This is a genomic window from Candidatus Bandiella numerosa, assembly GCF_029981845.1.
Lineage (GTDB): Bacteria > Pseudomonadota > Alphaproteobacteria > Rickettsiales > Midichloriaceae > Aquirickettsia > Aquirickettsia numerosa.
The window spans coordinates 782,460-806,720 of sequence record NZ_CP104164.1; the positions used below are offsets into that span (position 1 = coordinate 782,460).

Consider the following 24,261-nt stretch of genomic DNA (forward strand, 5'->3'; position numbering starts at 1 on the left):
TTACGATTGATGAGAGAATATGTCGTGCTCCAGCCAACCCAATAAATCAAGTTTTGTTTTTGTTGGCAAAAATTTAAAACATGCTTCCGCAATCTCCATTTTATTTTCTCTTAATAACAAAAGGCACATTTTATCATATAATTGATGTAAATATTTTACATCTTGAGCTGCATAGTTCAATTGCTTCTTGTTAAGTGATAAAGCTCCCCAATCTGATGATTGTTGTTGCTTAGAAATTTTTACGTCAAGTAACTCACTACAAAGCTCTAATAAGCTATGATGACAAGTATAAGTTCTGCATAGCTTTGATGCAATTTTTGTACAAAAAATATTGTCTATATCAATCTCCAGGTATTTTTGAATAATTGCGACATCGAATCTGGCAAAATGAAAAATTTTGACTCTTGAGTTATCAGTAAGAAGCTTCTTTAAATTTGGGGCACTGTAATTTCTGCTCTTAAAGTGCACTAAATGAATATCGTTTAATTCGTCAGCTATTTGTAATAAACACAATCTATCTCTATGATTGTTTAAGCCCATAGCCTCAGTATCAATCGCTAAATCACCTTTTAGGTTTAAGTTACCTGGAATATCATCAATATGATATTTATAATCATATTGCATTGTTAGCCTTGCTTTGCTTTAAATTTAGGATTTTTCTTATTGATGACATATAATTTGCCTTTTCTTTTTATTAGTTTGCAATTTAAATCTCTTTTCTTAGCAGACTTTAATGATGATAATACTTTCATTTTATTTGTTAGTTCTTCAATTGAAGATACATAAATAGTACTTTTTTAAAAAAAATACAAGCTTTTTATAGACAAAAATGGTTTCTAAATATAGAAAATGAGTTTAAATTATAATTTAAACATTTTTTAAGCATTTTATATAATGAGAGCAATAGTTTTTCACAAAAAAACTGGCCCTTTTTTATTAAAGGATTTGATAAGCGATATAGAGGGCATTCAAGAGGTAATAGGTGATAGTGAAATATTAATTTTCAATATTTCAACGCTTGATAATGCTTCTAAACAAGATATTACATTTTTTCACAATCCGAAATACATAGAAAGTCTGAAAAATACCAAAGCTGGGGCTTGCATTTTAAAACAAGAAGATAAAACCTATGCTCCGAATGGAACTGCATCGATTATAACAAAAAATCCGCAATTTGTTTTTGCAAAACTAATTGATAAATTTTACCCTAAAAATGTAAGGTCTCACGCCATTTCAAAATCAGCTTTCATTAAGCCATCTGCAACAATTGGCAAAAATTGCTGCATTAGTGAAGGAGTGGTAATTGGCGAAAATGCTAAGATTGGTGAAAATTCATATATTGGCCACAACACCATAATAGGTGATAATGTTATCATCGGAGAAAATACTAGTATTGAATCTAATGTAACAATAATTTTTGCAATAATTGGGAAGAATTGCTCTATATATAGTGGGGTTAGAATTGGGCAGGATGGATTTGGCTTTATTCCTGGTGGCCCAAAAATAAGACAAGTTGGTATAGTTGAAATAGGTGATAACGTTGAAATAGGAGCAAATAGTTGCATAGATAGAGGGACCTTAGAAAATACTATAATTAAAAATAATTGCAAAATTGATAATCTTGTTCAGATTGGTCATAATGTTGTTATTGATGAGGGTACTATAATCGCAGCGCAAACTGGGATATCAGGTAGTACTAAAATTGGTAAAAGTGTTTTGATTGGAGGGCAGGTGGGTGTGGCTGGCCACTTAAATATAGCTGATAAAGTTATGATTGCAGGTAAGTCTGGAGTAGTAAATAATATCAAAGAAGGAGAAGTGATAGGAGGTTATCCGGCAATTAAAATAAATAACTGGCATAGGCAGAATATCTTTTTAAAAAAACAAATAATGAAATAAGAATATGAAAAGCGTATTGGACATTTCTGAAATAAAAAAAATACTACCACATAGATATCCATTCTTGTTATTAGATAAAGTGTTAGAATTGAATCTAAATAAAAACATTATTGCATTAAAGAATGTGACTATTAACGAAGATTTTTTTAATGGACATTTTCCTCAAAAACCTGTTATGCCTGGAGTATTAATTATTGAAGCTATGGCGCAGGCAGCGGCAGTTTTTGCATCAAAAAGTGTGAACGATAAAGATTTTAAGACTGAAAATCAAATAATATATTTTATGTCTATAGAAAAGGCTCACTTTAGAAAACCGGTGGTACCTGGTGATAGCTTGTATATTTGTGTTGAGCAGGTTCAAGCACGAAGAAATGTTTGGAAAATGAGTGGTGAGGCTAAAGTTGATAATGTTAAGGTGGCAGATGCTATTTTTTCTGCGATGTTGGTAAAAGAGTAAAATAGATAGATATGATTCATAAAACTGCAATTATTCAAAAAGGTGCTCAAATTCATTCTGAAGCGATTATAGGTCCGTATTGCACAATTGGAAGAAATGTTGAATTAGCTAAGGGTGTTAAGTTACATTCTCATGTTTGTATTGATGGATTTTCCTATATTGGAGAAAATACGGAGATATTTCCATTTGCTTCCATTGGCTACCCTCCACAAGACTTAAAATATAATGGTGAAGAATCAAGGGTAATAATAGGAAAAAATAATATTATTAGAGAATATAGCACCATAAATACAGGTACAAAACATGGAAATATGGAAACAGTTATAGGTGATAACTGTTTATTAATGATCAGCTCTCATATTGCGCATGATTGTGTTGTGGGGGACAATGTTATTCTTGCCAATAATGCAACTCTTGGAGGGCATGTGATTTTGGGTAACAACGTTATAATTGGTGGACTTGCAGCAGTTCATCAATTTGTTAGAATTGGGAAATTTGCAATTGTTGGTGGGGTAAGTGCTGTTGTTGAAAATGTTGCACCATTTGCAAGTGTCGCAGGTGATAGAGCTAAAATTGTTGGAATAAACATAGTTGGAATGAAAAGACATAACTATTCCAAGGATGCTATAAATAGTATTAAGAACATTTTTAAGGTAATTTTTGGTAAAGATATAAATAAAGGATTTGACGAAAGGATTAAGATAATTAAAAACAATTACGACAACGACGAATCTAGAGAAATAGTTAAATTTTTAGAAGAAGATGGTAAAAGAGGTTTTTGTATGCCAAGCCATAAATGGGAATTAAATGATTAATAGAGATTTTGATGGTATTGGTATAATTGCAGGCCAAGGATTGTTACCTAAAATGGTATATGATGAATGCATTAAAAAAGGCATTAGGTCAAAATTAATTGGGTTAAGAGGTGAGATAAATCAAAAAATTTTTCAGGATATTGTATATGATTCATTTAAACCATACGATATAAGCCAAATTTTTGATTATCTAAACAAAAATAACTTAACCAAAATTGTTATTGCAGGTAGGGTTAATAGAGCTAATTTATCAAAGTTAATTTTTGATAAAATTGGGATGAAAATATTCGCAGAGATAATTAAAACAGGATTCAATGATAATAACATTTATTTAACGATAATAAAATTTATAGAGGAATATGGATTTAAAATTATCTCTCCAAATGAAATAATTGAAGATATTTTAACGCAAAAAGGAAATATGACGAACGTTCCAATTGATGAGCAAATGAATATTGATATAAAGAGAGGAATAGACATTCTAAAAGGGATTATACTTTATGATGTGGGTCAGGCCCTTATTATTGACCAAAGTTTAGTGCTTGGAGTGGAGGCGGTGGAAGGAACTAACGAATTAATCAGCAGGTGTGCTAAATATAGAAATAGAAGTAGCGGTGGGGTACTAATCAAAATGTGTAAACCTCATCAAGATAAAAGAGTGGATTTACCTTGTATAGGGCCAGATACAATAAAAAATATTGCAAAATACACTTATAAAGGTATAGTTGTTGAAGCAAAAAAATCAATTATTCTTGCAAGTAAAGATACTATAGAGCTAGCTAATGAAAATAAAATTTTTATATACGGAGTTTAAAAATGTTCGATCCAATTGAAGATATAATTGAAGAAGCTAAATTAGGCAGACCTTTTATTATTACTGACGATGAAGATAGAGAAAATGAAGGAGATATAATTATTCCTGCTCAGTATATCACAACTGAGGTTATCAATTTAATGATTATGTTTGCAAGAGGGCTAATATGCGTTGCTATTGACCAAAAAATTGCTAATAAATTTGATTTAAAGCTACATCCAAGAAGAAATATAGATGAATTTGAAACAGCTTTTACTTATTCTATAGATTCTAGGCAGGGAGTGTCTACTGGAATGTCTGCTATAGACAAAGTGCATACTATTCAAAAATTGGTTAATGAAAATTCAACAATAGCAGATTTTAAAGTTCCTGGACATATTTTTCCTGTGGTTGCCAGAGAAAGGGGCGTCCTTGAAAGAAGGGGGCATACCGAAGCTGCAGTTGACATAGCAAAACTTGCAAAATTAAAGCCAGCGATGGTTATTTGCGAAATTATTAATGATGATGGTACCATGGCAAGAAGAAATGATTTGATTAAGTTTTCTAAGAAACACGGTATGAAGATTTCTAGTGTCGAAAAACTAGTTCAGTATATCAAGTAATGCAAAATGAACGATACCTCTAATACTATTATAATTGCATTTGACGGTACTGCTGCATCTGGAAAAGGTGCTGTTGCAAAATTATTAGCCGAAAAACTTGGGTATGACTACTTAGATACGGGCTTAATGTTTAGAAAAGTGGCATATTATTGCGATATCCAAAATTCAACATTGGATGACAATCATGTTGTAACAGAATTAATAAAAAAAATTGACTTTGATAAACAAATAGATTTAAGAGAACTTTATTCTGATAATATAAGTGATATTTCATCTAAAATAGCTACTTTGAAAAGTGTAAGAAATGCACTGCTTGACATTCAAAGAAAATTTGCAAAAAACAAGCAAGGTGTCGTAATAGATGGGCGAGATATAGGCACAGTTGTTTTTCCAAATGCAGATTATAAATTTTTTTTTGATGCATCGATTGAGGAAAGAGCAAATAGAAGGTATAAACAGTTGCAAAAAGACGGAAAAAGTATTAAACTATCATCAGTGCTTGAGTATCTTAAAATCAGAGACGAAAGGGACACAAGTCGTAATATCGCACCTTTAGTTAGAGCTGAGGGTTCTTTTTTGATTGATACGAGTAAGATCAGTATTGATGAAGTGCTAAAAATAGTATTAAAAAAGATTAAAAATAATTAATTATTAACGAAAAAAAGGACATGAATATAGAAAACGTACCAAATTTCTCACAAGAAAAATTTTCTCAATTATTGGAGGAAAGTTTAAAAAATCAACCGAAAGAGGGTTCTATCGTCACAGGCGAAGTAGTAAATATTTCAGGTGATACAATTTTCATTGATGTAGGTCTAAAAAGTGAGGGAAGGGTATCAATTAACGAATTTTCAAATAAAGATGAGCTTAAAGTAGGTGATAAGGTCGAAGTATATATTGATAGGTTAGAAGGAAGAAATGGGTGCACTCAGTTAAGTAGAGATAAAGTAGCAAAAGAGATGGCTTGGAATAAATTTGAAGAGCTGAGTGAAAATGATGGTAGCATTAGTGGAAAAATAATAGGTAAGGTCAATAAAGGTGGTTTTGCTGTGGATATTGAGGGTATATTAGCCTTTTTACCAGGTAGTCAATTAGATATTAGACCTATAAAGGATCCATCAGTATTAATGAATATTGAGCAACCATTTAAAATTTTAAAAATAGATAGAGAGCAAGGCAACGTTGTTGTATCTAGGAGAGCAATACTTGAAGATTCAAGAAAAGAGGCTAAAAATGAACTTTTAGCTGGTATTAAGGAAGGCATGATTTTTGATGGGGTAGTAAAAAATATTACTAACTATGGTGCATTTATAGATTTAGGCGATATTGACGGATTGTTGCATATTACAGACATTTCATGGGATAAAATATCACACCCTTCAGAAAAAATTACCTTAGGGCAAGAAATTAAAGTTATTGTTACAAAATATAATCCTGAAGTTCAAAGAGTTTCTTTAGGACTTAAACAACTTAGTGACAATCCATGGAAGGGTTTAGAGAAGAAGTATAGTATGGGTACAAAGCATAAGGGGAAGGTTATAAGCATTTCCGATTATGGCGTATTTGTTGAACTTGAAAAATCAATAGAAGGATTGGTTTATCTAAATGAAATTGATTGGAATACTAAAAATACTCACCCAACTAAACTTGTTAATGTTGGAGATGAAGTAGAAACTGTGGTATTGGATCTAGACATTGATAAGCATAGAATAAGCTTGAGTATCAAACAATGTACAGAGAATCCATGGAAAAAATTTGTTGATAAATATCCAGTTGGAACAAAAGTTAAGGCAAAAATCAAGAAAATAGTTGATTTTGGATTATTTGTTAATGTCATGGAAGAGGGTAAGGAAAATGATTTGGATGTATTAGTTCCGGCAGTTGAGATTAATTTGGATGATAATCCGAAAAATGCTTTGAAAAATTATAAAATTGGAGATGATATTGAAGGGGTGGTTTTAAGTTCTGATTTGGAGAGAGAGAGAGTTACTATAAGTATAAAACAGCTTGAAGAAAATAATTACAAAGAAATTACTGATAAACTAGTTAAGGCTGAAGTAGTAACATGTAAAGTTTTAGAGGTAACTAAGGATGGTCTATACGTCGAGGCTCCAGAAGGTGTAAAAGGTTTTGTGAAAAAATATGATTTATCTAAACATAAAGATCAACAAAAGCCTGAAAGATTTACTGTTGGTGATAGAATAGATGCAAAAATTATCTCATATGATAAAAGTAAAAGAATGTTGAATTTCTCAGTTAAAATTTTAGAAATTGCGGAAGAAAAGAAAGCAATTGCTGAATATGGATCTGTTGATAGTGGTGCTAGCCTTGGAGATATATTAGGTGCGGCAATTGAAAAACAGGAGAGAGACAATAAATAATAAATATTTAGCTTTGTTATTATAATGGGCTTAAATGTTTAAGTTTTTATTTTTGACTCTGTGGAATATTTTTGTTTCAGTGGTAGTATGTTTGGTTATAATAAAACTTTTATTACACTCTGCTGTACAAAAGGAGTTTGATAATTTCAAAGAAAATTTAGAAGCAAAAACTGAAAAAAAAATACGAAGAAATTAAGAAAAAACATTTATCAAATGATGGAATTAAAAAATTAAGGAAAAAGCTTTTTGATTAGTGCGGTACTATTATAAAGCTTTTACTTCTAATTTTTTTAATTGGCCAATATCATATTTTACTTGAGTTTCCCCATTTTTAAAAATGATGTAAGGATGAAGGGCTAGTAATAAGAAAAGTGATAGTAAAAGTTCTAAGAATAAAATAACTAACAACCTTGTACTAATACATAAAATTTATTAAGATTATTTATATAGAAAATCGATCAATATAATATAATTCTTTTTGCAATGGATATGAATTAGCAAATAATTGTCGAACTGAGGAAGAAGAAGAGATGGAGCAGTATCTCAAAGATGAAGAAAGTAATAGTGTTTATGGGGCTTATAAAAGAATAGCTTTAGAAATATATGCTTGTAGCTATGAGAATTACTTTGATAGTACTGGCATAAGAGATATTAAAAATATAGCTAAAGATGTATTTGCACAACACTTAACTGATTGTAATGCACTATCTTCAGTACCAGAAATATATCATAGCAGGATTTGCAATCCGTATGAGGAAAAAGATTATTTAATAATGTCTTATTGTTATGAGATATTAAATTTAGCACAGCAAGTCGAGTTTTGCCCTAGATTAGAGCATATAGAGCATGATGTTTTTCTAAAATATTTATAGAAGCGGGATTATCATCTCTTGTGGTGGCGGTAATTAAAGATATGTCCTGATGTTAAAGGAAAAAGGCAAAATAACAAGCTGTATAGAGCCCTCTTTTACATAATTATTTCCCCAATATTCTTTATTTATTAAATATCCTAGTAACATTTCACCTAAATTTTGATTTCTACTAGTTAAAACTATCGTTCCTATAAAATCTGAGGAACCTTTTTTAAATATACTAAAATAGATAGTAAACAGGGTGAATATAGATTGATTGATAATTTTGAAAAAATTAAGCATGACTTAGAGAAAAGCCACCATCCAGAATTGATCCAAAAGCTTAAAAAAGGTAAATTTATTATGCCCGGTAGCACTGTTATATTTAAAGATGACAAATATATATTAAATGACAAAGAAAAAAATGAAAAAAATTTTTTAATACAAAAAGTTTGTACAAAGGGTGTTTTAAATATGGAGTTCTGTAAACCAGTTTCTAATTCTAAATAGCCATTATCTAAAATAGCATTAAGACATTATTTATTAATAGAAGACACGATATTCTTATGGTATAACTTTCAATAAATATTAGTTTAACACATACTTACGTAATTATGCCGAAGTTAAAGATTAATAATATAGAAATTGAAGTTCCTGAAGGTTTTTCAGTTATTCAAGCATGTGAAAAAGCTGGAGTTGAAATTCCCAGATTTTGCTATCACGATAAATTAAAAATCGCTGGGAATTGTAGGATGTGTTTAGTTGAAATGGAAAGAGCACCGAAACCGGTTGCAAGCTGTGCACAAGTGGTGATGGAAGGAATGGTGATTCACACTAATACCCCTCTTGTAAAAAAAGCTAGAGAAGGGGTGATGGAATTTTTACTTGCCAATCATCCACTAGATTGCCCAATATGCGACCAAGGAGGAGAGTGCGATCTGCAAGAACAGGCGATGAAATATGGAAGAGCTGAAAGCAGATATAAAGAGGAAAAACGTGCTGTTAAAGATAAGGATTTTGGTCCTTTGATTCAAACGCATATGACAAGATGCATTCATTGTACACGGTGCGTTAGGTTTATTGAGGACATCGCAGGAACATATGAGTTGGGTGGTATTGGAAGAGGAGAGGATATAGAAATCACAAATTATATCGAAGGTGGCGTGAAATCTGAGTTATCAGGTAATATAATAGACTTATGCCCAGTTGGGGCACTAACTTCAAAACCATATGAATTTAAAGCAAGAAGTTGGGAATTGCATAAGACTCGTTCAATCGATGTTATGGATGCAGTTGGTTCTAATATTATCGTAAATACTAGAGGAAATGAGGTTATGAGGATACTTCCGTTTAATAATGATAATATTAATGAGGAGTGGATATCAGATAAAACAAGGTTTTTTTATGATGGTCTAAAATATCAGAGACTTGATAGACCAATGGTTAAAAGCAAAGATAGACTGGTAGAATGCAATTGGGATGTAGCACTTAGCACACTTGCACAAAAAATAAGTTCTACAAATGCAAATAAAATTGGCGCTATAGCAGGTGACTTGACTGATGTAGAAACAATGTTGGTAGTCAAAAACTATCTTGAAGCAATTGGTAGCGGAAATTTCGATTGTAGGCAAAATGGAAGTAAGCTATCAAACGAAAATAGGGCTAAATATGTTTTTAACACATCAATTAGTGGCATTGAGGAAGCTGATCATTGTCTATTAATCGGTTGCAATCCAAGGTATGAAGCTACAATGGTCAATGCTAGAATTAGAAAAGCCTATTTGAATAATAAGCTTCCTGTGGCTTTAATAGGTAATAAAGTTGACTTAACTTATCCTTATAAATTCCTTGGTAATAATCCATGGGCATTAAAGCAAATTACTGATAGTGATCATCCGCTGTGTGAGGATTTGAAAAAGGCTAAAAAGCCAATGATTATTTTTGGAGAACACTTAACTACTCAAAATGATTTTGAAGCCTATGAATATTTTATTACTAAATTACTCAACCAGTATGATTATCTAGATAAAAATTGGAATGGGTACAACATTCTTCATACAGCTGCTTCCAGAGTGGGGGGGTTAGACATAGGATTTATCGCAAATAATGCTGGAATGGATACAGAGCAAATTTTGCAAAAATGTGAAATAATCATTTTACTAGGAGCCGATGAAATAGATTTAAAAAAGATTAATCCGAAAGCCTATATTGTATATATTGGTCATCATGGAGATAAGGTAGCTGAAATTGCTGATATAATTCTTCCAGCGCCAGCGTTTACTGAAAAAAATTCTACTTATGTAAATCTAGAGGGTAGGGTGCAAAATACATACGCTACAATTGATCCACTTGGTGAGGCAAAGATTGATTGGGAAATTATTTTGGAATTAGCAAAGTTAACAGATATTGAGCTACCATATTCTAATCTTAATGAAATTAGAGATATTATGCGTAAGACCAATTCTGTTTTTAAAAATACTGGTAATTTAATTCGTAATGACTTAATCAAAAATCCACTAAAACAAAAAAATTTCACCAAAGATATATTTAATAATGAACCTTTAAATTATTACCTGGCCAATTCAATTTGTAGAAATTCTATAACCATGAGAAAATGCTCTCAGTTATAGTATTGGATTGAAAATATATAATTAAAACACATGGAATTGCTCAACATCATATCAAATAATCTTCTATCACCTGCTATTTTATTTTTTCTTTTAGGTATTATAGCTGGTGTGATTAAATCAGACTTAAGCGTGCCTACAAGTATAAGTAAATACTTAACTATCTATTTAATGATGTCTATAGGATTTAAGGGTGGTTGCAGTCTTTTATCAGATAACGAAATTAACTTACAAATGTTGTCCTTAGTAGTTACTGGAATAATGTTAAGTTTTTCTATTCCTTTTATTAGTTTTTGGTTGTTAAATTTATTAACTAAATTAGATAAACCCACAGCGGCAGCAGTTGCTGCACATTATGGATCTGTAAGTATAGTTACATTTGCAACAGCCGTATCGTTTATCAAATTTTATAATATAGAGCATAAGAGTTACATAATTTCGATATTAGCTATTATGGAGGCTCCTGCTATCTTATCAGGTTTATATATTGCACATAAAAAAGATCCTAAAACAAAAAATCATAAGAATGAAGAGAAGATACTTTACAGGGAAATTTTTACAAATGGTGCTATATTGTTATTGCTTGGCTCCTTCATAATTGGCTTTATCACTGGAAAAACTGGTTATGAAAAAGTGGAGGCTTTTTTAATAACTCCATTTAATGGAATTTTATGCCTATTTTTACTGGACATGGGTTTGATAGTTGCAAAAGAATTTCATCATTTTAAAAAATTGAATTTTTCTCTATTTTTATTTGGTATTTATATGCCGATCATCAATGCTTTAATTGGAATGATGCTATGTTATATCATCGGGGTTGATAAGGGCACAACTTTATTATTTACGGTGTTATGTTCTAGTGCCTCCTATATAGCAGTACCAGCTGCGATGAGATTGGCTTTGCCTGAGGCTAAAGCTGGAATATATATTCCTATGTCATTAGCGATTACATTTCCATTTAATATTATATTTGGCATACCAATGTACTACACAATAATATCCTTGATCTTTAAATAGTTTGAGATTGACAATCAAGAATTTTTAAGCTCTCGCGCTTTGTCTCTTTCCGAGTCCCTTTCTTTTATAACTTGCCTCTTGTCATGCTTTTTTTTGCCTTTTGCTATACCTAATAAAACTTTTGCGATATTTTTTTTATTAAAATATAGCGATAGTGGTATCAGGGTATAACCTTTACGTTTTATTAACCCAATTAATTTTTTAATCTCTTTTCTATGTAATAGTAACTTCCTTTGTCTCGTTGGAGAGTGCTTAAATGATTTTGCCTTATTATACTCTGGAATATTAGCTCCTAATATAAAAATCTCATTGCCAATGCTATGTGCATATGACTCATTAATACTAGCTTTTGAAAATCTCAAAGATTTAACCTCAGACCCAGCCAAAATAATTCCTGTCTCTATTTTATCTTCAATTACATACTCGTGATAAGCTTTTTTATTTTGAGCAATAATTTTAATGTCATCTTGAGGATTGTTCATTTAATTGGCGAATTTTTTAGCTACATTATCGAATTCTTTGATCTCCATAAGTAGTTGATTTAGGTCATCTATATGAAGCATGCATGAGCCATCACTTGGAGCAATATCTGGATTATCATGTGTTTCGATAAATAAAGCAGCTATTCCTATTGAAGTTGCTGCTCTTGCAAGGGGTTTTATAAATTGACGTTGTCCTCCACTCTGGTTACCAAGGCCACCAGGTTGCTGAACAGAGTGAGTTGCATCAAAAACTACTGGATAACCAGTTTCCTTCATTATTTCCAAACCACGCATATCATTAATTAATGTGTTATAACCAAAAGAAACACCACGCTCTGTCAGCAATATCTGTTCATTACCAGATAATTCAATTTTACTAATAATGTTTTTAACATCCCAAGGAGCAAGAAATTGCCCTTTTTTAATGTTGATAATTTTACCTGTATTTGCTGCTGTAATTAATAAATCGGTTTGCCTGCACAAAAATGCCGGTATCTGTAATATATCAACAACTTTTGCAATTATATTGCATTGTTCTGGAGAGTGAACATCAGTGAGAATTGGGCAACCAATTTCTTCCTTTATTTGAGCAAATATTGGTATTGATGCTTCTATTCCAATTCCTCTTTTTGCACCAATTGATGTTCTATTTGCTTTATCAAATGATGTCTTAAATATCAAACTCATTGAATGGGAATCAGCAATATCTTTAATAGCTTTGGCCATATAAAGTGCATGTTCCTTTGATTCCATCTGACATGGCCCTGCAATCAATACTAATGGCAGATTATTTGCGATTTTAATGTTACCAACGGCTATCTGTTTTAAATTATGCATATGCCTATGTAATTAAATGAGTTTAGAATTTTTCTATTTATATGCTAAATTAGCAGTTAGCTCAATATATTTTAAACTACAATTTTATGGTAAGAATGCCTCATTGGCCTAAGCAGTTTAGTGCAAATTTTATTGATTTAGGGCTTACAAGAACAAAAACCTTATTAAAAAGATTGGGAAATCCAGAAGAAACCATTCCTCCAGTAATTCATGTTGCAGGAACTAATGGAAAAGGATCTACTATTGCTTTTCTTAAAGCAATATTTAATGCAGCAGGATATATTGTGCATCAATATACCTCTCCACATCTAATTAGATTCAATGAACGTATTGTTATTTCTGGTAATGAAATTGACGATGAGCAGTTATATGAAGTTATTGAGGAATGTAGATTAAAGTCAGATGGGTTAGATTTAACTTTTTTTGAGGCTACCACAGTTGCTGCATTTTTAGCATTTTCAAAATTTCCTGCGGATATAGTATTATTAGAAACTGGTTTAGGCGGAAGGTATGATGCAACTAATGTTATGGAAAATATATTGATGAGTATCATAACCCCAATTTCATTTGATCACATGGAGTTTCTAGGAGAAACTCTATTAAAGATTACAAGTGAAAAAGCGGGCATAATAAAAAAAGATTCACCTTGTATTATTAGTTGGCAAGAGAATGAGATATTAGATTATCTAATTAAAGAGTGTAGAAAAATTAAATCAAAAAATTTTGCATGTCGAAATGATTGGGGATTTGAAAAAACAAAAAATGGATTTAAATTTATTGATTTTTCAATAGGGGAGGAGAGTGAATTTCCAATGCCAAATCTTAAAGGCATACATCAAATTATTAATGCATCGACTGCGATATGTGCTGCAAAGAAATTAAATCATTTTTTCAATATAACTAATGAGCACTTAAGGAAAGGAATAACCAGCGCTTCATGGCCTGCAAGAATGCAAAAAATTCAAAATGGGACGCTTTTATCCCTATTGCCTGAGAATAGTGAGGTATGGTTAGATGGGGCGCATAATACCGCAGGTGCTGAGATGATTGCAGCAACATTAACAACATTTTCTCAAATGCCTACTTTTTTAATTAACGGAAGAACTAGGGACAGAGATATAGAGGGATTTTTGCTACCATTTAAGAACATAGTTGAGTATGTTTTTGCGGTTCCAGTAGAATGGGAACCAAAAAGTGAAAATCCTAATAAAATTAAAATTTCTGCAGAAAGGCTCGGAATTAAATCAGTTGAATGTGTTTCTCTTGTAGAAGCAATGGATTTATGTGCTATAAAGAGCCAAGGTCAAGCAATAAGAGTTATGATTTGTGGGTCATTATATCTAGCAGGAGATATTGAAAATGCTTTTAAAGATTAATGTGAAATATGATTGGTAAAGAGTAGTGGTAAGTATTTATCTATCAAAGTTGATTCATCCAAAAAATGCTTGTATTTTTTAAAAAAAGTGCATTACTTTTATGAATAAACAAATGGTGGGGGTTGTTGATGCCATTAATTAATTTAGAACAGTTTAAAACATTATTTCCAGAAACAAAGGTTGAGATTAGTGATGAGCAGGTAAAGTGGTATGTGAAGGAAAATATTTATAAAGGTAGTGATCCAGTTTATGAAAATGGAGCTAATGAGCAAATGCAGCTGCTTATAGAAAAAGCTAACGAACTAGGCTTAAAGAATTTTAAGGACTTATTTAAACATGCAGAAAATAAGCAAATAAAAGAATCGGTAGAAGCAATTTTGTATTTATTGCAGGGCAAGGATATTTCGCTTTATCAAGACAGGACTTTTGAATGTGGACCTGGGACGCTTACAAATCTACAAAGTATTATATTTGATATCAAAGGAGTGCAATCATTACAATCAGTCGTATCACGGTATAGGAAAGAGATGTTAGAAGAGTTTGCAAAAGAGCTTTTGAAAAAGGGAGAGATGTTTTTCAAAAATACATTAGATATAAGCGATGGTATGGAGGTTCACAACGTCACATCTATTCTGAATGTGATTGCTGATGATTTTGGAGTCATCAAAGATATTAAAGATCCTTATGTTCATAATTTCACGGATAATGAGGTTATAAAGAAAATAAAAGATTATTATACAGAAGAAATTAAAAAATTAACTTCAGGTGATATCTCAGATGGGATAGTGGCTAAGCTTGAACAATCTCTTCTTGAATTCGATAAGTTTAGGATTAATGAGGAAGATTATGCCAATGGGTGGTACTTCAGAGAATTTTCAAAAAATGTAGAGAAATATGAAAATGAGATGTCAGGAATATTAGGTAATGACTCGCTATTTGCCAAAATATTAATGATGACAGATAGTGGAGTAGTCATAGGTTTTAAAGATAATTACAGAGATATATTAAAAGATTTTATTGCCCTATATCTGGATGATAAGAAAGTTATAGAATTGGATGAGGCAGAGAAAAAAGAAATCATAACAAAAGTTAAGATTGAAACAAGTAGCCCTTTTACCGAAGAAGAAATTAATGATGAGGTTTTGAAATATGCCATTGCTCATGATTTATGTATTAATATGGGCACTGCGCAAAGCGCCATAGATCCAGTGCGTGAATACCTAAATAGCGGCGATGTACAGAAGCGGCAATATGCAATAGATCATATTAAAAATAATTGCGATAAATATGGTGGCAATGCAACTGAGATTACAAGTCAGGTAGAAAATCCTACTAATGCATACTACACTTATTCAGATTTTATAACTCAGCGGAAGTTTGATAAGGCATCTGCTATAGCGAGATTTTTTGATAAATATAACGAAAAAGTAGCTAAATATGCATCACTTGATGAATCAGAAAAAGGAAATACTACACATATAATAGACTTGCTAAAGGGGGAGGAATTGAGGAAATTGAGGGAATATAACGCACAAAAAGAGGTGATATTGAGTAGGAATAAAGATGGAAAACATCCACTTGATACACTATTTGTGAATCCGTTATTCTCATCAATTACTTCCAATGATAGAGATAGCATTATGAGTATTTTAAGTGAAGCTAGAGAATGCACTATATTAAGGGAGGTACTGACTGCTAAAGATAAAAATGGATACACAGCGCTTCATCTAGCGGCTGACTCAGGCAATGCTGATGTGGTTGAAAATATTTTAGCTGCTATTGGCGATAATAAAGAGTTATTGAAAGAGATGCTGAATGTTAAGGATAGATATGGAGAAACAGCGCTTCATCTAGCAGCTAAGTCAGATAATGCTGATTTGGTTGAAAAGATTTTAACTGCTGCTAACGACGCTGAAGTGCTAAAAGATCTACTGACTGCTACGGATGTAAATGGAGACACAGTGCTTCTTTCTGCAGCTAAGTCAGATAAGGCAGATGTGGTTGAGAAGATTTTAGCTGCTATTGGCGATAATAAAGAGCTATTGAAGGACATGCTGACTGCTAAGGATGAAAATGGAGACACAGTGCTTCTTTCTGCAGCTAAGTCAGATAAGGCAGATGTGGTTGAGAAGATTTTAGCTGCTATTGGCGATAATAAAGAGCTATTGAAGGATTTGCTGACTGCTAAGGATAAAAATGGAGCCACAGCGCTTCATCTAGCAGCTGAATCAGACAGAGCTGGTATTGTTGAGAAGATTTTAGCTGCTGCAAAGAAGCAAGAACTATTGAAAGAGGTGTTGACTGCTAAGTTTGATGATGAATACACAGCGCTTTATCTAGCAGCTGTAGAAGGCAAAGTAGATGTGGTTGAAAAGATTTTAGCTGCTATTGGCGATAATAAAGAGTTATTGAAAGAGGTGCTGACTGCTAAGGATAAAAATGGAAACACAGCGCTTCTTCCTGCAGCTATATCAAATTTAGTATCTTGGTTAGATAGGGCAGATGTGGTTGAAAAGATTTTAGCTGCTATTGGTGATAATAAAGAGCTATTGAAGGAGATACTGACTAAGTATCAAGATGTAAAAATATTGCTTCATCTAGGCATCTAGGTCAGGTAAGGCAGGTGTGGTTAGCAAGATTTTAGCTGCTATTGGCGATAATAAAGAGTTATTGAAGGAGATACTGACTGCTAAGGATAAAAATGGAGACACAGTGCTTCTTTCTGCAGCTAAGTCAGATAAGGCAGATAAGGCAGATGTGGTTGAAAATATTTTAGCTGCTATTGGCGATAATAAAGAGTTATTAAAAGAGATGCTGAATGTTAAGGATAGATATGGAGAAACAGCGCTTCATCTAGCAGCTAAGTCAGATAATGCTGATTTGGTTGAGAAGATTTTAACTGCTGCTAACGACGCTGAAGTGCTAAAAGATCTACTGACGACTGTTACGGATGTACATCGCACAGTACTTCATTATGCAGCTGAATCAAACAATGCTAATGTGGTTAGCAAGATTTTAGCTGCTATTGGCGATAATAAAGAGCTATTGAAGGACATGCTGACTGCTAAAATTAAAAATGGAAAGACAGCGCTTCATCTAGCAGCTCAGTCAGGCAAGACTGGTGTGGTTAACAATATTTTAGCTGCTATTGGCGATAATAAAGAGCTATTGAAGGATTTGCTGACTGCTAAGGATAAAAATGGATACACAGCGCTTCATCTAGCGGCTAACTCAGGCAATGCTAATGTGGTTAACAATATTTTAGCTGCTATTGGCGATAATAAAGAGTTATTGAAAGAGATGCTGACTGCTAAGAGTAATGATGAAAGCACAGCGCTTCATTATGCAGCTGAATCAAACAATGCTAATGTGGTTAGCAAGATTTTAGCTGCTATTGGTGATAATAAAGAGTTATTGAAAGAGGTGTTGACTGCTAAAATTAAAAATGGAAAGACAGCGCTTCATCTAGCAGCTAGGTCAGACAATGCTGATTTGGTTGAGAAGATTTTAGCTGCTATTGGCGATAATAAAGAGTTATTAAAAGAGATGCTGAATCTTAAGGATAAATATGGAGAAACAGCGCTTTATTTTGCAGTTAGGTCAGGCAAGTCTGGTATTGTTGAGAAGATTTTAAAGGTAGCAAAAAACCTTAATATATTGGGAGAGGTAGTTGGTGGTTTGGTGGATTTGGTGGCTGAGTCAGGCAATACTGATGTGGTTAGCAAGATTTTAGATGCTATTGGCGATAATAAAGAGTTATTGAAAGAGGTGCTAATTGTTAAGAATGAAGATGAAAAAACGGTGGTTGGTTTGGCGGTTACTAGATTTGCCACTGTTCCCACTGATACATCACTTGGTAAAATTTTTGAGGTAGCAAAAAAGCTTGATATATTGGGAGAAGTAGTTGGTGGTTGCGGTGATTCTTTCAGTTGCTTGTTCATAAAAAATCCAGTTCGAATTAGTGATAATATAACTTTATGCTCGTCCGATTACTTTGTTAAAGAGTGTAAGGATTTAGTTACTCCTGCAAAATGGAGCAATCTGGTGCCTAGTATTTGGGTTAAAAATACCTCAGAGACTGGAACGTATTGGAAAGAAAGGGACGCTTTGATTGAGAAAGTAGTTGAGAAATATCTAACCGATCACAGGTACATTAAAACAACTGATAAAGATGGTAACCAGACATATTTGATTACAGAGCAAATAGACAAGATAAAATCTGAGATAAGAGATAATATAGCTTCGCACAAAGAAGAGATAACGCAGTTTTTAAACGAGAAGGGGCATTACAATGTGCAACCAAAGATAATCAAAGAGGAGCTTGAAAAAAGAGATAAAGAAGGAAAAAGCTTTGTTGAGAAGCTTCAAGAGAAGAAGAGCATATCAGATACTTTTATGCCCTTTAATGTGAAGTGAACCACAAAAAGTGTGAATTTGTAGTGGAGGAAAAAGACACTGAAAATGCAGTAACATTATCAGAATATAATACTGAGTGGCCTTTGCTATTTAACAAAGAAAAAGATTTTTTAATGAAAATTATTGGGCGCTATCTTATCGGCAGTATAGAGCATGTTGGTAGCACAGCGGTGCCAGAACTCACTGCGAAACCAGTGATAGACATAATGTTTGGTGTTAAATCCTTAAAGTATTCTAAACCCGTAATAGAATTGCTGGTAAAAAATGGCTATAATTATTTCCCATATAAACCAGATGTAATGCATTGGTTTTGCAAACCATCTCCTATTTTTAGAACGCACCACCTTTATTTAGTGCCTTATGAAAGCGACTTATGGAAACAAAGAATAAAATTTCGTGATATTCTGCGAGCAGATTCTAAAGTAGCATCCAAATACGTTGAATTGAAAAAAGCATTAGCTAAGCATTATAAAGAAGATCGCGAAGCATATACTGAGAGCAAAACAAATTTTATTCAGAATGTTTTAAATATGAAATAAGGATGGGGGTTTAAATATTCGAATTAATTCTATTTTCTATTTCACTTCTAAAATGCCTAACCAGTCCTTGAATAGGCCATGCTGCCGCATCACCTAATGCACATATTGTATGTCCTTCAATTTGTTTTGTTAGTTCAATGATCGAATCAATTTCTTCTATTTTTGCATCGCCTCTAACCATTCTATCCATTATTCTATATAACCAGCCTGTACCTTCCCTGCAAGGGGTGCATTGCCCACAAGATTCATGCATATAGAATTTTGATAAATTAGCTATAGCTTCTATTATGTCGGTGGATTTATCCATTACTATAACACCTGCGGTTCCAAGTGCAGTATTGGCTTCTTTTAGACTATCGAAATCCATTAATACATCTTCACAAACATTTTTGGGAATTAAAGGAACTGATGAACCACCTGGAATAACTGCAAGTAAATTATCCCACCCACCTCTAACTCCTCCTGCATGTTTTTCTATTAATTCCTTTAGTGGTATAGACATAGATTCTTCAACATTACAAGGTTTATTAACATGCCCAGAAATGCAAAAAACTTTTGTTCCAGTATTTTTAGGTCTGCCAATAGAAGCAAACCAGTCAGCTCCACGCTTTAGAATTTCTGGCACAACTGCTACCGTTTCAATATTATTCACTGTAGTAGGGCATCCCCATACGCCAACTGCAGCAGGAAATGCTGGAGGTTTAAGTCTTGGCATGCCTTTTCTGCCCTCCAAACTGTTTAGTAAAGCTGTTTCCTCTCCACAAATATATGCACCTGCTCCTCTATGAATATAAACATCAAAATTGATTCCAGTTTCTAAGATATTTTTACCTAAAAATCCTTTTTCATAGGCCTCCTCAATAGCCCTTTTGAGAATAATATATTCATTGTAATATTCTCCACGTATATATATGTATGCGGCTTTTGCTCTTATTGCTATTCCTGAAAGAATGCTTCCCTCAATTACTCTATGTGGTTCATAACGAATTATATCTCTATCTTTACAGGTTCCAGGTTCACTTTCATCAGCATTTACTACTAGGTAAGACGGTTTACCACTTTTTGATTCCTTAGGCATAAACGACCACTTCATACCTGTTGAAAATCCTGCACCACCACGTCCCCTTAAATCCGATTTTTTAACTTCTTCTATTATATCATCAGGAGATTTTTTTAGATTGTTTTTATAATTATGCCAAATCCCTCTTTTAATTGAAGCTTGTATATCAAACGACATTTTTCCATCCAAATTGGTGAAAATTTTGTCATCTTTCTTAAGCATAATAACACTATTTTATTTATAATTTGCTTAAGCTTACCATTTTATCAAAATAACTAAAGCAAAATATTCATTAAAAATTATTTAGGTGCTACGCATACATTAAAAAAAATACTTGAAGATGCATTTAGAACAGAATGATATCTAAAAAACTACAACTTACCTCAGTGTACTCAATAAATATTTTTCCTCATTTTTTGCGAAGCAACCTAATTAACTTTAATTACTTATTAACTTTATTCTTTAATAATTGGCCTGATGAAAACCTAACATATTTTTTAGCAGGTACTGTTACTATCTCTCCACTTCTTGGAGTTTTAACTTGTCTTTTAGGTAACTTTTGAATTTTAAATGTGCCGAAACCCACAAATCTTAAAACATCTTCCTTTTTTAAGGCATCTCCAACACACTCAAATACTACATCAACAACTTTAGAAGTATATATTTTAGAACACTCTAACTTTTTAGATAGCATAGTTATAAACTCACTCTTATTCATTTTGACCTCGAAATTCAAATTAATACAACTAATAATATTGGTAACATGTACAAAATGGTAAGTAAATAGTATTTAATCTTAAAGGTATTTTTAAAAAATTTTGATTTATCTAATTTAATTAGCTAGATTTACTAGATAATATTTTATGAATAAAGTGATGATGATAAAAATAAAATCAAAAAAATCTAACGTCTCAAAAAAGTTAATAGTATTAATAATTGTTCCAATAATTTTATTAGTACTAGGATTGTATTATTCTTATTTTAACGATAGATATGTGTCTACAGATGATTCATATATTAAAGCTGCAAAAGCTTCAATTAGTGCAGAGGTGCAAGGTAAAGTGATCCAAGTAAATGTAAAGGATAATGCACAAGTTGCAAAGGGCGATGTTTTATTCAAAATTGACGATTTACCATATAAAATAGCCTTGCAAGATTCTATAGCCAATTTAGAAAAATCAAAAGACTACGTTAATAGTTTAAAAGCATTATATGAGCAAAATATAGCTGAACTTGCAAAAATTGATGAAAATATATCGTATTTCGAAGGGGAGTATCAGCGCTATATGAAATTGGAACAAAAAAATGCTACGTCCGAAAAAGCACTGAGTTTTGCTCAACATAACTTAGAAGAGGCTATCAAACAGAAAGATATAGTATTAAAACAGATAAAGGAGACTAATGCAAAGTTAGATGGAAATCCAAATTTGCCGGTGAATCAATATTCTTATTATCTTGAAGCACTCAGTGGGTTATCCGGAGCACAACTTAATTTAGAGCGTACAGTGGTAAAAGCACCTTTTAATGGTAGAATTGCAAATTTTACTATTCTTCCAGGAGAATATATAAATGTTGGTGCTCCATTATTTTTTATAGTTGATTATGCAAATATATGGGTGGAGGCTAATTTTAAGGAGACTGACATTAAAAATATAAAGCCGAATCAAATTGCTTCAGTAGAAATTGATACATATCCAGGTAAGAAATTTGGTGCCAAAGTAATCAGCATTACACCAGCAAGTGGTTCAGAATTTTCACTATTACCTCCAGAGAATAGTTCTGGAAATTGGGTCAAGGTGGTTCAGCGTATTGAAGTGCGTTTAGAATTAACTGATATACCTGATGATGTACGTCTGTTATCAGGCATGAGTGCCTATGTAAAAATTGATACAGAAAATGTAAAATAAATAATGGTTATTATAGAGTGAGGGATTCTTTGGTGAAATCAAATTATAGTAAAGAGCTGATTACTTTATTTGTGATGATCACAACAATTATGCAAGTTATGGACATGACTATAGCAAATGTTGCTCTACCATATATGAAGGGTAGTATCTCAGCCACACAGGATCAGATATCATGGGTATTAACTTCATATATTATTGCGGCAGCAATTATGACACAACCAGTAAACTGGTTTGTAAGTCGTTATGGAAGAAGAAAAATTTTTCTTGTTTCAATTATAGGATTTACCATATCATCAATGTTATGTGGAATGGCTTTCTCTATAGAAGAAATGGTGATATATCGTATTTTACAAGGGATATTTGGCGCTGCATTGGTTCCATTATCACAATCTACATTATTGGATATAAATTCCAAAGAAAATCGTGGATCAGCTATGGCGATTTGGGGTATGGGAGTGATGGTTGGTCCAATAGTAGGACCGGTATTAGGAGGGTACTTAACAGAATATTATAATTGGAGATGGGTGTTTTATATCAATGTTCCATTGGGAATTATTGCATGCTTGGGAATAATATTCTTTTTACCAGATAGTAAAAAAGAAAAAAACGACTTTAGTACTATTGGGTTTTCCTTGCTAAGTATAGCAATTGCATCACTACAACTAATGTTAGATAGAGGGCAACAGCTAGATTGGTTTAATTCGCATGAAATAGTAATTTATTTTGGACTGACAATTTCATCACTGTGGATGTTTATAATTCACACAAGATATTCTAAAAACCCCTTTATAAGCATAGTTTTATTTAAGGATTTAAATTTTATTATAAGCGTTTTACTAATATTTATAGTTTCAGTGATTTTTTTAGCTACGTTGGCATTATTACCTGCTTTTATGAGTTTAATGGGTTATTCAGTTTTAGACGTTGGTATTTTAATTGCTCCAAGAGGTGTAGGAACATTTATAGCTATGGTTATTATAGGTAAATTGATTAATAAAGTTGATCCAAGATTATTAGTATTATTAGGGTTAATATTAACTGTCATTGCACTTTATAAAATGTCTGAATTCACTACTTTTGTTCCTCAAAATATGATGATTATTACTGGCATAATTAATGGGCTGGGTCTGGGATTTATATTTGTACCTTTAAGCGCGGTTGCTTTTTCAACTTTGCCACATAAAAATAGGGTAGAAGCTACATCATTTTTTAGCCTAGTTCGTAATATTGGTAGTAGTATTGGTGTTTCAATAGTTACAACATTGTTAATAAGAAATACGCAAATTAACCACGCATATTTATCAGAATCTATAACCTCAAGCAAATTTTGGATGATGAAACATTATTTGCCGCAATTCATACAGCAAAATGATTCCATCGTATATAGCATCTTAAATAAAAACATGAATCTACAGGCTATGACTATAGGTTATATAGATAATTTTAAAATTATGATGATTTGTGTTATAGTGTCAGCGCCACTAATATTATTGTTACGTAATCCACATAAAAAGTAGATAATTTACATGAGAGATAGAAATTAATTTTCCATAATATACATTATCATGCCAATATGATACAGCATCACAATTGGTCCAATGATAACTGAATTGTGGTTAATTAGCTTGTAAATTATTAGCGGTCAAAACCCTCATTTTAAGTATTTTATCAGGATTAATAACTTTTCCGTTATATTCTGGATTACCTTTTTTAATCATATACCATCATTTAGCATAATGAAAAATTGACTATTAGCACTATTTGGATCTTCACTTCTAGCCATTGATACTACGCCTCTTTTATGAGCAATATCATTAAATTCAGCATTTAAATTCTCCTGTGCACTTCCACCAGTACCATCACCATTAGGATCTACCGTTTGTACCATAAAATTATCTATGACTCTGTGAAATTTAAGGTTATCATAAAATTCTTCATCACATAAATCTTTAATTCTTTGAACATGTTTGGGAGCTTTGTCAGTATATAGTTCAATAATTACTGGACCATATGTAGTATCCATTTGAATAAAGTCTTTTATTTTATTTGTTGCGTGTGCTTTTGACATCATTAACATTGCCATTAAAAGTATTAATAATTTTATTAAAATTGATTTAGATTTAATTGTTTTACGCATAAGTTATTATCTGTTAGTTTTTTACTAAAATAAAAGGTACTTTA

The 24,261-nt window shown here is 32.2% G+C and carries 25 protein-coding genes; 17 read left to right on the forward strand and 8 right to left on the reverse strand.

What is annotated here, in order from left to right:
- Complete coding sequence (locus N3Z17_RS03775; RefSeq protein WP_282471410.1) at positions 1–624, reverse strand: ribonuclease D; 624 nt, start codon at positions 622–624, stop codon at positions 1–3.
- Between the two features lie 2 nt (positions 625–626).
- Positions 627–752, reverse strand: coding sequence for a type B 50S ribosomal protein L36 (ykgO, locus tag N3Z17_RS03780; protein WP_126044791.1), 126 nt, complete (start codon positions 750–752; stop codon positions 627–629).
- Positions 753–894: 142 nt separating this feature from the next.
- On the opposite strand from ykgO, the gene lpxD reads away from it, so the two are divergent.
- The 8 genes from lpxD (at position 895) to N3Z17_RS03820 (ending at position 7,840) form a co-directional block, all read left to right on the forward strand.
- Positions 895–1,899 (forward strand): UDP-3-O-(3-hydroxymyristoyl)glucosamine N-acyltransferase, encoded by a 1,005-nt coding sequence (lpxD, locus tag N3Z17_RS03785; protein ID WP_282471411.1) that lies wholly within the window; start codon positions 895–897, stop codon positions 1,897–1,899.
- A gap of 4 nt (positions 1,900–1,903) precedes the next feature.
- Positions 1,904–2,356, forward strand: a complete 453-nt coding sequence (gene fabZ, locus N3Z17_RS03790) for a 3-hydroxyacyl-ACP dehydratase FabZ (RefSeq protein ID WP_236869952.1) — start codon at positions 1,904–1,906, stop codon at positions 2,354–2,356.
- A gap of 11 nt (positions 2,357–2,367) precedes the next feature.
- Complete coding sequence (gene lpxA / locus N3Z17_RS03795; protein WP_282471412.1) at positions 2,368–3,171, forward strand: acyl-ACP--UDP-N-acetylglucosamine O-acyltransferase; 804 nt, start codon at positions 2,368–2,370, stop codon at positions 3,169–3,171.
- Positions 3,164–3,985, forward strand: coding sequence for an LpxI family protein (locus N3Z17_RS03800; RefSeq protein ID WP_282471413.1), 822 nt, complete (start codon positions 3,164–3,166; stop codon positions 3,983–3,985). The genes lpxA and N3Z17_RS03800 overlap by 8 nt, the downstream gene beginning before the upstream one ends.
- A gap of 2 nt (positions 3,986–3,987) precedes the next feature.
- On the forward strand, positions 3,988–4,587 hold the full coding sequence (gene ribB / locus N3Z17_RS03805) for a 3,4-dihydroxy-2-butanone-4-phosphate synthase (RefSeq protein ID WP_282471414.1): 600 nt from the start codon (positions 3,988–3,990) through the stop codon (positions 4,585–4,587).
- Between the two features lie 6 nt (positions 4,588–4,593).
- Positions 4,594–5,235 (forward strand): (d)CMP kinase, encoded by a 642-nt coding sequence (gene cmk / locus N3Z17_RS03810; RefSeq protein WP_282471415.1) that lies wholly within the window; start codon positions 4,594–4,596, stop codon positions 5,233–5,235.
- Positions 5,236–5,255: 20 nt separating this feature from the next.
- Entirely contained in the window at positions 5,256–6,968 is a 1,713-nt protein-coding gene (locus tag N3Z17_RS03815) for a 30S ribosomal protein S1 (protein WP_282471416.1), read from the forward strand.
- 530 nt (positions 6,969–7,498) lie between these two features.
- Positions 7,499–7,840 (forward strand): hypothetical protein, encoded by a 342-nt coding sequence (locus N3Z17_RS03820; protein WP_282471417.1) that lies wholly within the window; start codon positions 7,499–7,501, stop codon positions 7,838–7,840.
- Positions 7,841–7,873: 33 nt separating this feature from the next.
- On the opposite strand, the gene N3Z17_RS07630 is transcribed toward N3Z17_RS03820, so the two are convergent.
- Entirely contained in the window at positions 7,874–8,122 is a 249-nt protein-coding gene (locus tag N3Z17_RS07630) for a GNAT family N-acetyltransferase (RefSeq protein WP_410519577.1), read from the reverse strand.
- Here N3Z17_RS07630 and N3Z17_RS03825 point away from each other — a divergent pair.
- The 3 genes from N3Z17_RS03825 (at position 8,093) to N3Z17_RS03835 (ending at position 11,463) form a co-directional block, all read left to right on the forward strand.
- The gene (locus tag N3Z17_RS03825; RefSeq protein WP_282471418.1) at positions 8,093–8,329 is read left to right on the forward strand and encodes a hypothetical protein; all 237 of its coding nucleotides are present in this window, start codon (positions 8,093–8,095) and stop codon (positions 8,327–8,329) included. The two genes, N3Z17_RS07630 and N3Z17_RS03825, sit on opposite strands and share 30 nt — an antisense overlap.
- A 104-nt stretch (positions 8,330–8,433) precedes the next feature.
- Positions 8,434–10,449, forward strand: a complete 2,016-nt coding sequence (gene nuoG / locus N3Z17_RS03830; protein WP_282471419.1) for an NADH-quinone oxidoreductase subunit NuoG — start codon at positions 8,434–8,436, stop codon at positions 10,447–10,449.
- Between the two features lie 30 nt (positions 10,450–10,479).
- Positions 10,480–11,463, forward strand: coding sequence for a sodium-dependent bicarbonate transport family permease (locus N3Z17_RS03835; RefSeq protein ID WP_282471420.1), 984 nt, complete (start codon positions 10,480–10,482; stop codon positions 11,461–11,463).
- A gap of 14 nt (positions 11,464–11,477) precedes the next feature.
- On the opposite strand, the gene smpB is transcribed toward N3Z17_RS03835, so the two are convergent.
- Positions 11,478–11,945, reverse strand: a complete 468-nt coding sequence (gene smpB, locus N3Z17_RS03840) for an SsrA-binding protein SmpB (RefSeq protein ID WP_282471421.1) — start codon at positions 11,943–11,945, stop codon at positions 11,478–11,480.
- Entirely contained in the window at positions 11,946–12,782 is an 837-nt protein-coding gene (kdsA, locus tag N3Z17_RS03845) for a 3-deoxy-8-phosphooctulonate synthase (RefSeq protein ID WP_282471422.1), read from the reverse strand.
- A 95-nt stretch (positions 12,783–12,877) separates the two neighbouring features.
- Between kdsA and N3Z17_RS03850 the strand changes: the two genes are divergently transcribed.
- From N3Z17_RS03850 to N3Z17_RS03865, 4 genes are all read left to right on the forward strand, one after another.
- Complete coding sequence (locus tag N3Z17_RS03850) at positions 12,878–14,158, forward strand: bifunctional folylpolyglutamate synthase/dihydrofolate synthase (RefSeq protein WP_282471423.1); 1,281 nt, start codon at positions 12,878–12,880, stop codon at positions 14,156–14,158.
- A 128-nt stretch (positions 14,159–14,286) separates the two neighbouring features.
- Positions 14,287–16,767, forward strand: a complete 2,481-nt coding sequence (locus tag N3Z17_RS03855; protein WP_282471424.1) for an ankyrin repeat domain-containing protein — start codon at positions 14,287–14,289, stop codon at positions 16,765–16,767.
- Positions 16,768–16,783: 16 nt separating this feature from the next.
- The gene (locus N3Z17_RS03860) at positions 16,784–18,574 is read left to right on the forward strand and encodes an ankyrin repeat domain-containing protein (RefSeq protein ID WP_282471425.1); all 1,791 of its coding nucleotides are present in this window, start codon (positions 16,784–16,786) and stop codon (positions 18,572–18,574) included.
- A 23-nt stretch (positions 18,575–18,597) separates the two neighbouring features.
- The gene (locus tag N3Z17_RS03865) at positions 18,598–19,113 is read left to right on the forward strand and encodes a GrpB family protein (RefSeq protein WP_282471426.1); all 516 of its coding nucleotides are present in this window, start codon (positions 18,598–18,600) and stop codon (positions 19,111–19,113) included.
- 10 nt (positions 19,114–19,123) lie between these two features.
- On the opposite strand, the gene nuoF is transcribed toward N3Z17_RS03865, so the two are convergent.
- Positions 19,124–20,395 (reverse strand): NADH-quinone oxidoreductase subunit NuoF, encoded by a 1,272-nt coding sequence (gene nuoF, locus N3Z17_RS03870; RefSeq protein ID WP_282471427.1) that lies wholly within the window; start codon positions 20,393–20,395, stop codon positions 19,124–19,126.
- A 220-nt stretch (positions 20,396–20,615) separates the two neighbouring features.
- Positions 20,616–20,891, reverse strand: coding sequence for an HU family DNA-binding protein (locus N3Z17_RS03875; RefSeq protein WP_282471428.1), 276 nt, complete (start codon positions 20,889–20,891; stop codon positions 20,616–20,618).
- Positions 20,892–21,036: 145 nt separating this feature from the next.
- Between N3Z17_RS03875 and N3Z17_RS03880 the strand changes: the two genes are divergently transcribed.
- Both N3Z17_RS03880 and N3Z17_RS03885 read left to right on the forward strand, forming a co-directional pair.
- A complete protein-coding gene (locus N3Z17_RS03880) occupies positions 21,037–22,080 on the forward strand; it encodes an HlyD family secretion protein (protein WP_282471429.1) in 1,044 nt (347 codons plus the stop codon).
- Between the two features lie 32 nt (positions 22,081–22,112).
- The gene (locus tag N3Z17_RS03885) at positions 22,113–23,597 is read left to right on the forward strand and encodes a DHA2 family efflux MFS transporter permease subunit (protein WP_282471430.1); all 1,485 of its coding nucleotides are present in this window, start codon (positions 22,113–22,115) and stop codon (positions 23,595–23,597) included.
- A 197-nt stretch (positions 23,598–23,794) separates the two neighbouring features.
- Here the strand turns inward: N3Z17_RS03885 and N3Z17_RS03890 are convergent, their stop codons facing one another.
- Positions 23,795–24,217: a peptidylprolyl isomerase gene (locus N3Z17_RS03890; RefSeq protein WP_282471431.1), complete on the reverse strand. Its 423-nt coding sequence runs from the start codon at positions 24,215–24,217 to the stop codon at positions 23,795–23,797.
- Positions 24,218–24,261: the final 44 nt, after the last annotated feature.

Bases quoted from the DNA above. Each gene is read 5' to 3' on its own strand.
- N3Z17_RS03875 (WP_282471428.1), bottom strand. From the start codon at position 20,891: ATGAATAAGAGTGAGTTTATAACTATGCTATCTAAAAAGTTAGAGTGT.
- N3Z17_RS03835 (WP_282471420.1), top strand. From the start codon at position 10,480: ATGGAATTGCTCAACATCATATCAAATAATCTTCTATCACCTGCTATT.
- N3Z17_RS07630 (WP_410519577.1), bottom strand. From the start codon at position 8,122: ATGCTTAATTTTTTCAAAATTATCAATCAATCTATATTCACCCTGTTT.
- N3Z17_RS03820 (WP_282471417.1), top strand. From the start codon at position 7,499: ATGGAGCAGTATCTCAAAGATGAAGAAAGTAATAGTGTTTATGGGGCT.
- ribB (WP_282471414.1), top strand. From the start codon at position 3,988: ATGTTCGATCCAATTGAAGATATAATTGAAGAAGCTAAATTAGGCAGA.
- N3Z17_RS03775 (WP_282471410.1), bottom strand. From the start codon at position 624: ATGCAATATGATTATAAATATCATATTGATGATATTCCAGGTAACTTA.
- N3Z17_RS03890 (WP_282471431.1), bottom strand. From the start codon at position 24,217: ATGCGTAAAACAATTAAATCTAAATCAATTTTAATAAAATTATTAATA.
- nuoG (WP_282471419.1), top strand. From the start codon at position 8,434: ATGCCGAAGTTAAAGATTAATAATATAGAAATTGAAGTTCCTGAAGGT.
- nuoF (WP_282471427.1), bottom strand. From the start codon at position 20,395: ATGCTTAAGAAAGATGACAAAATTTTCACCAATTTGGATGGAAAAATG.
- lpxD (WP_282471411.1), top strand. From the start codon at position 895: ATGAGAGCAATAGTTTTTCACAAAAAAACTGGCCCTTTTTTATTAAAG.
- N3Z17_RS03850 (WP_282471423.1), top strand. From the start codon at position 12,878: ATGCCTCATTGGCCTAAGCAGTTTAGTGCAAATTTTATTGATTTAGGG.
- kdsA (WP_282471422.1), bottom strand. From the start codon at position 12,782: ATGCATAATTTAAAACAGATAGCCGTTGGTAACATTAAAATCGCAAAT.
- smpB (WP_282471421.1), bottom strand. From the start codon at position 11,945: ATGAACAATCCTCAAGATGACATTAAAATTATTGCTCAAAATAAAAAA.
- N3Z17_RS03815 (WP_282471416.1), top strand. From the start codon at position 5,256: ATGAATATAGAAAACGTACCAAATTTCTCACAAGAAAAATTTTCTCAA.
- cmk (WP_282471415.1), top strand. From the start codon at position 4,594: ATGAACGATACCTCTAATACTATTATAATTGCATTTGACGGTACTGCT.
- N3Z17_RS03880 (WP_282471429.1), top strand. From the start codon at position 21,037: ATGAATAAAGTGATGATGATAAAAATAAAATCAAAAAAATCTAACGTC.
- N3Z17_RS03800 (WP_282471413.1), top strand. From the start codon at position 3,164: ATGATTAATAGAGATTTTGATGGTATTGGTATAATTGCAGGCCAAGGA.
- lpxA (WP_282471412.1), top strand. From the start codon at position 2,368: ATGATTCATAAAACTGCAATTATTCAAAAAGGTGCTCAAATTCATTCT.
- ykgO (WP_126044791.1), bottom strand. From the start codon at position 752: ATGAAAGTATTATCATCATTAAAGTCTGCTAAGAAAAGAGATTTAAAT.
- N3Z17_RS03855 (WP_282471424.1), top strand. From the start codon at position 14,287: ATGCCATTAATTAATTTAGAACAGTTTAAAACATTATTTCCAGAAACA.
- fabZ (WP_236869952.1), top strand. From the start codon at position 1,904: ATGAAAAGCGTATTGGACATTTCTGAAATAAAAAAAATACTACCACAT.